Origin of the sequence: Nocardia sp. NPDC058176 (assembly GCF_042883805.1) — a bacterium.
Taxonomy (GTDB): Bacteria; Actinomycetota; Actinomycetes; order Mycobacteriales; family Mycobacteriaceae; genus Nocardia.
On record NZ_JBHVVA010000001.1, the window covers coordinates 108,532 to 115,004 of the forward strand.

General features: G+C 68.6%; 5 protein-coding genes. 4 read left to right on the forward strand and 1 reads right to left on the reverse strand.

The window, feature by feature from the left end; translation table 11 throughout:
- The first annotated feature begins 61 nt into the window (after positions 1–61).
- Positions 62–1,177 (forward strand): response regulator transcription factor, encoded by a 1,116-nt coding sequence (locus ACFVVM_RS00540; protein ID WP_387611391.1) that lies wholly within the window; start codon positions 62–64, stop codon positions 1,175–1,177.
- 14 nt (positions 1,178–1,191) lie between these two features.
- Here the strand turns inward: ACFVVM_RS00540 and ACFVVM_RS00545 are convergent, their stop codons facing one another.
- The gene (locus ACFVVM_RS00545; RefSeq protein ID WP_387611394.1) at positions 1,192–1,959 is read right to left on the reverse strand and encodes a metal-dependent transcriptional regulator; all 768 of its coding nucleotides are present in this window, start codon (positions 1,957–1,959) and stop codon (positions 1,192–1,194) included.
- Between the two features lie 63 nt (positions 1,960–2,022).
- Between ACFVVM_RS00545 and ACFVVM_RS00550 the strand changes: the two genes are divergently transcribed.
- From ACFVVM_RS00550 to ACFVVM_RS00560, 3 genes are all read left to right on the forward strand, one after another.
- Complete coding sequence (locus ACFVVM_RS00550; RefSeq protein WP_387611397.1) at positions 2,023–2,991, forward strand: bifunctional riboflavin kinase/FAD synthetase; 969 nt, start codon at positions 2,023–2,025, stop codon at positions 2,989–2,991.
- A 125-nt stretch (positions 2,992–3,116) separates the two neighbouring features.
- Complete coding sequence (gene rpsO, locus ACFVVM_RS00555) at positions 3,117–3,386, forward strand: 30S ribosomal protein S15 (RefSeq protein WP_067492627.1); 270 nt, start codon at positions 3,117–3,119, stop codon at positions 3,384–3,386.
- A 396-nt stretch (positions 3,387–3,782) separates the two neighbouring features.
- A complete protein-coding gene (locus ACFVVM_RS00560) occupies positions 3,783–6,050 on the forward strand; it encodes a polyribonucleotide nucleotidyltransferase (protein ID WP_387611400.1) in 2,268 nt (755 codons plus the stop codon).
- Positions 6,051–6,473: the final 423 nt, after the last annotated feature.

Sequence of the window (6,473 nt, forward strand, 5' to 3'; positions counted from 1 at the left end):
GCCCGCGTGCCCCTCGTTCGGGGGATGGCGCCCTCGCCCGTGCCGCGATGACAATGGTGGGATGACCGCACCCACCGCGCATGCGATGTCGGCCCTGCTCGCCGGGATCGCGGCGGCCGCCGACGCGCACGAGTTGTTCGACCGGACCTCGGCCCGTCTGCGCCGCAGCGCGCCGTTCGATGCCGCGGTCTGGGTGGCGACCGATCCGGTCAACGGGCTGACCACCGCGCCGGTGCGGGTCGAGAACCTGCACGAAGGCGGGTGCGGGATCTACTGGGAGTCCGAGCTCTTCGCCGAACATGTCAACCTGTTCCGCGACTTGGCGGTGGCGCCGGTACCGGTGGCTGGACTCCGCGCGGTCACCGCCGACCGGCCCTCATTGAGCCCGCTCTACCAGAGCTTCATGCGGCCCCGCGGATTCGACGACGAACTGCGCGCCGTCCTGCGCGCCGACGGGCAGGGCTGGGGCCAGGTGAGCCTGTTCCGTGAACGTGGCAGACCGGCGTTCGACGACGCCGATATCGCCCTGCTGCAAGCACTCTCGGCCCCCATGGCGCGACGGCTGCGTGGCTTCGCCCGCCCGAGCACGCAGGCGCCCGTCGGTACCGGCGCGCCCGGCCTGCTGCTGTTCGCCGCCGACGGCGCCCTGCTGTCGGTCAACGACGAGGCCAGGGACCTGCTCGCGCGGATGCCACCCGGTCCGACGACCACCACCGCCGCCGGACTCGAAATACCCCTGCCGGTCTGGATTCTGAGCACCGCCAGCCGCGCGCGGGCCACCGGCGACAACGCCCGGATCCGCGTGCGCACGACGGCCGGCCACTGGCTGGTCTGCCACGCCTCCACCCTGCGCGGTGCGACCGACGACCAGGCGACCACAGCGCTGGTGATCGAATACGCGACGCCGTCGGAGGTCGCGGCGCTGGTGGTCGCCGCCTACGAGCTCACCCGCCGCGAACTCGACGTCACCGAACTCGTCGCCGCGGGCCTGTCCACCGCCGAGATCGCCCGTCGCCTGGTGGTCTCCACCCACACCGTCCGCGACCATGTGAAAGCCATCTTCGACAAGACCGGCGCGACCAGCCGTGGCGAGCTCGTCGCCGCCCTGTTCGCCGACTTCCGGCATCCACTCGCCGAGCCGGTCACCCGCCGCGTCTTCGACGGGCAGGCGAACTGAGGTTCCCCGAGCTGCTACATGGTCAACCAGATCGCCTCGGCGGCAAGGGTGCCCAGTTCGGTCGGCGTTTCGCCGTCGGCGATGCGGACGGCGATGGTGCCGGCGAAGTCGCGGCGCTCCTCGACCACGATCGCGGTGTCGAGGGCGATGCCGACCGAGTCGAAATAGCGGAGCATGGCGGGGTCGGAATCGGAGATGCGGGCGACGCGGCCCGATTCACCGGCGCCGAAATCGCTGAGCTGGCGGGCGGGGGGAGTGGGGACCGCGCCGTCGACCGAGGGGATCGGGTCGCCGTGTGGATCACGGTCGGGGTGACCGAGTTTCGCGTCGATGCGTGACATCAGCAGCTCGGAGACGGCGTGCTCGAGCACCTCGGCCTCGTCGTGCACCTCGTCCCAGCCGTAGCCGAGTTCGTTCACCAGGAAGGTCTCGATGAGCCGGTGCCTGCGCACCATCGCCACGGCGGCGCGGCGACCGTGCTCGGTGAGCGTGATCGCGCCGTAGCGGGCGTGCTCGACCAGGCCCTGGTCGGCCAGCTTGCGCACCGCCTCGGACACCGTCGAGGCCGACACCCCGATCCGCTCGGCGAGCAGTTTGGTGGAGACCTTCTCCTGAGACCATTCCTGAGCGGTCCAGATGACCTTCAGATAGTCCTGTGCCACCGCGGACAGCTCCGGCGCGATGGTGGCGGTGGCGGCGAGTTCGGCCTGCTCGCCGGGTTGCGTCGGCGCACGGCGGGTCGCGACATCTCGTTTACCTGGCACACCATTGATGTTAGGCATCCCTGACGGGAATGACACATCCGGCGAACCGGCGCGGCGCACGGCCGCGATAGGCTTCGCGGTGTGCAGAGGTGGCGAAGTCTCGACGAGGTGCCCGCGGACTGGGGGCGCTGCGTCCTCACGATCGGTGTGTTCGACGGTGTGCATCGCGGGCACGCGCAGCTGATCAGTCGCGCGGTGGCCGCGGCGGACAAGCGCGGTGTCCCTTCGGTTCTGATGACCTTCGATCCGCATCCCATGGAGGTGGTGCGGCCCGGTTCGCACCCCGCCCAGCTCACCACCCTGACCCGCCGCGCCGAACTGGCCGAGGAACTCGGTATCGACGTGTTCTGCGTGATGCCGTTCACCCAAGAGTTCATGAAGCTCACCCCGGGCGGTTACGTGCACGACCTGCTGGTCGAGCGGCTGCACGTCACCGAGGTCGTCGTCGGGGACAATTTCACCTTCGGCAAGAAGGCCGCGGGCACCGTCGACACGATGCGCGAGCTCGGCGAACGGTTCGGGTTCGAGGTCGACGGGGTGACCCTGCTCGGTGAGCACGCCGTCACCTTCTCCTCCACCTACATCCGCGCCTGCGTCGACGCGGGCGACATGGCCGCGGCCGCCGAGGCGCTTGGCCGCCCGCACCGTATCGAGGGCGTCGTCGTGCACGGCGACAAACGCGGCCGCGAACTCGGCTTCCCGACCGCCAACGTCGCCCCGCCGATGCACGCCGCCATCCCCGCCGACGGGGTGTACGCGGGCTGGTTCACCGTGCTCGGCACCGGCGGCCCGGTCGGCACGATCGACCCGGGTCAGCGGGCCATGGCGGCCATCTCGGTGGGCACCAACCCGACGTTCTCGGGCCGTTCGCGCACCGTCGAGGCGTTCGTGCTCGACGCCGATGCCGACCTGTACGGCCAGCACGTCGCGGTCGACTTCGTCGAGCAGCTGCGCGGGATGCGCAAGTTCGACTCCATCGACGACCTGGTCGAGGCCATGGGCCGCGATGTCGAAGCCGCGCGCAAGGTGCTCACCGCCGCCGACGCCTGAGGCCGGTGCGGCCTGCGCGAACAGGTCGGGTAAAGTGGCTCCTCGGGTTTGCTGCGGTCCGCGGTGGCGCCCATCCCGGGTAACCGGACCTTCGAGCGCGGAACTGAAAAATAGGAGTCTGCCGCATGGCGCTGACCACTGAGCAGAAGTCGGCCATCCTGGCCGAGTACGGCCTGCACGAGAAGGACACCGGTTCGCCGGAGGCGCAGATCGCGCTGCTGTCGAAGCGGATCTCGGACCTGACCGAGCACCTCAAGCAGCACAAGCACGATCACCACACCCGCCACGGCCTGCTGGCCCTGATCGGTCGTCGTCGTCGCCTGTCGAAGTACCTGCAGGCCAAGGACATCAACCGCTACCGTTCGCTCATCGAGCGTCTCGGCCTGCGCCGCTGATCTGCTTCGACACGCCTCCTCGCTGAGGCGGTCGGTGAGTAGCCAATGGGAAGAAGTACACTTCTTCTCGTTGGCTATTCGTGTATTCGGAGACCATGGGGTTTCCGCGTGCACTACAACATGTGACAGCCGTGTGCATCCGTCCGCGTGGCGTCGGTCTTCGGTAGTGGCCTTTCGGCAGGCGATCCTCAGTGTTTGCGCCGCCGTCGGGCTTCGATCGATGATCGCCTCCGCGTCGCCCCGCTTGGAATGTTCCAGCCAAGGGGATTCGGCCGGGTGCTGCGCGTGGCAGCCAGGAGGGTTGCCTCGTGTCCGTGTCCGGTACGGCTGACGAACAGCTGGTCCGCGCCCATCCGGTGCTGCGTTCCAGCGAGACGAGAGGTCGAGAGAAGAAAAATGACGCAGACAACTGAACGTACTTCGACCGCGGTCGAGGTCGAGCCCGGAGTTTTCGAGTCGGTCGCGCTGATCGACAACGGCAGCTACGGCACCCGCACCATCCGCTTCGAGACCGGCCGTCTGGCCAAGCAGGCCGCCGGATCGGTGGCCGCCTACCTCGATGACGAGACCATGTTGCTCTCGGCGACCACCGCCGGTAAGCACCCCAAGGACCAGTTCGACTTCTTCCCGCTGACGGTCGACGTCGAAGAGCGCATGTACGCCGCGGGCCGCATCCCCGGCTCGTTCTTCCGTCGCGAGGGCCGCCCCTCCACCGACGCGATCCTGACCTGTCGCCTGATCGACCGTCCGCTGCGCCCGACCTTCATCGACGGCCTGCGCAACGAGATCCAGGTCGTGGTGACCGTGCTCAGCCTGAACCCGGCCGACCTCTACGACGTGGTGGCCATCAACGCCGCCTCGGCGTCGACCCAGCTCTCGGGCATCCCGTTCTCCGGCCCGATCGGTGGCGTGCGTGTCGCCCTCATCGGCGGTCAGTGGGTCGCGTTCCCGACCGTCGAGCAGCTCGAGGACGCCGTGTTCGACATGGTCGTCGCGGGCCGGGTCACCGAGACCGGTGACGTCGCCATCATGATGGTCGAGGCCGAGGCCACCGACAAGGTGATCGCGCTGATCGAAGACGGCGCGCAGGCGCCCACCGAGGCCGTCGTCGCCGAGGGCCTCGAGGCCGCCAAGCCGTTCATCGCGCGCCTGGTCCGCGCCCAGGCCGACCTGGCCGAGCTGGCCGCCAAGCCCACCCAGGAGTTCCCGCTCTTCCCGCCGTACGGTCCCGACGTGTTCGAGACCGTCGAGGGCACCTCGAAGGTGGAGCTGAACCAGGCGCTGAGCATTGCCGACAAGCAGGAGCGCGAGGCCAAGATCGACGAGATCAAGGCCGAGGTGCTCGCACGGCTGGGCGAGGACTTCGCCGGTCGCGAGAAGGAGCTGGGTGCCGCGTTCCGCTCGGTCACCAAGAAGCTGGTGCGTCAGCGCATCCTCACCGACGGTTTCCGCATCGACGGGCGCGGCCTGGCCGACATCCGTCAGCTCTCCGCCGAGGTCGACGTGATCCCGCGCGCCCACGGTTCGGCGCTGTTCGAGCGTGGCGAGACCCAGATCATGGGCGTCACCACCCTGGACATGGTGAAGATGGCCCAGCAGGTCGACTCGCTCGGCCCGGAGACCTCCAAGCGCTACATGCACCACTACAACTTCCCGCCGTTCTCCACCGGCGAGACCGGCCGCGTCGGTTCGCCCAAGCGCCGCGAGATCGGCCACGGCGCGCTCGCCGAGCGTGCGCTGATGCCGGTGCTGCCCTCGCAGGAGGAGTTCCCCTACGCCATCCGTCAGGTCTCGGAGGCGCTGAGCTCCAACGGCTCCACCTCGATGGGTTCGGTGTGTGCCTCCACCCTGTCGCTGCTCAACGCCGGTGTGCCGCTCAAGGCGCCGGTCGCGGGCATCGCGATGGGCCTGGTGTCGGACACCGTCACCAACGACAAGGGTGAGGACGAGGTCCGCTACGTCGCGCTGACCGACATCCTCGGCGCCGAGGATGCCTTCGGTGACATGGACTTCAAGGTCGCCGGTACCCGTGACTTCGTCACCGCCCTGCAGCTGGACACCAAGCTCGACGGCATCCCCTCGCAGGTGCTGGCCGGTGCGCTCAACCAGGCGCACGACGCCCGCACCACCATCCTGGACGTGATGGCCGAGGCCATCGCCACCCCGGACGAGATGAGCCCCTACGCCCCGCGCGTCACCGCGATCAAGATCCCGGTCGACAAGATCGGCGAGGTCATCGGGCCCAAGGGCAAGATGATCAACCAGATCACCGAGGACACCGGCGCCAACATCTCCATCGAGGATGACGGCACCGTGTTCGTCGGTGCGACCGACGGGCCGTCGGCGCAGGCCGCGATCGACGCGATCAACGCGATCGCGAACCCGCAGCTGCCCAAGGTCGGCGAGCGTTTCCTGGGCACGGTCGTCAAGACCACCGCCTTCGGCGCGTTCGTCTCGCTGCTGCCGGGCCGTGACGGCCTGGTGCACATCTCCAAGCTGGGCAACGGCAAGCGCGTGGCCAAGGTCGAGGACGTGGTCAACGTCGGCGACAAGCTGCGCGTGGAGATCGCCGACATCGACAACCGCGGCAAGATCTCGCTCGTCCCGGTCGAGGACGAGGCCGCCGAGCCGGCCGCCACCGAGGAGACCGCCGCCGCCGAGTAGGCAGCGCACAAAGGCCACAGAACCCCCCGCCTGCACCATGGCGGGGGGTTCTGTCGTCTCGTAGGCCCACTGATCTCGCGCGAACATGGGTAACTCACCGGGTACGGGCTGAGTCCTGCCCGCCCCCTCCGCCGGCCGCGTCGCTCCCTCAGCCCGCACCTAGGTCTGGCCGAAATTCGCGGAGAGGCGGAAAAGCAACGTTGATGCAACGTTGTTTCACTTAGTGTGGCCGGACACAGTCGCGACAGCCGCGGACGCTCCGGTGAAGGGCGTGCCGCCCGCTGTCCGCTCGGCGTATGCGGTCGGATTGCTGGACCGTTCTCAGCGCCGGAAAGTTACCCCCAGGTACCAGTATTTTGATGGAATCTGGTCCGGTTTATTATCGAACCGAATACGCTTCCCCTCGTCCACGGGCGTGTGTGT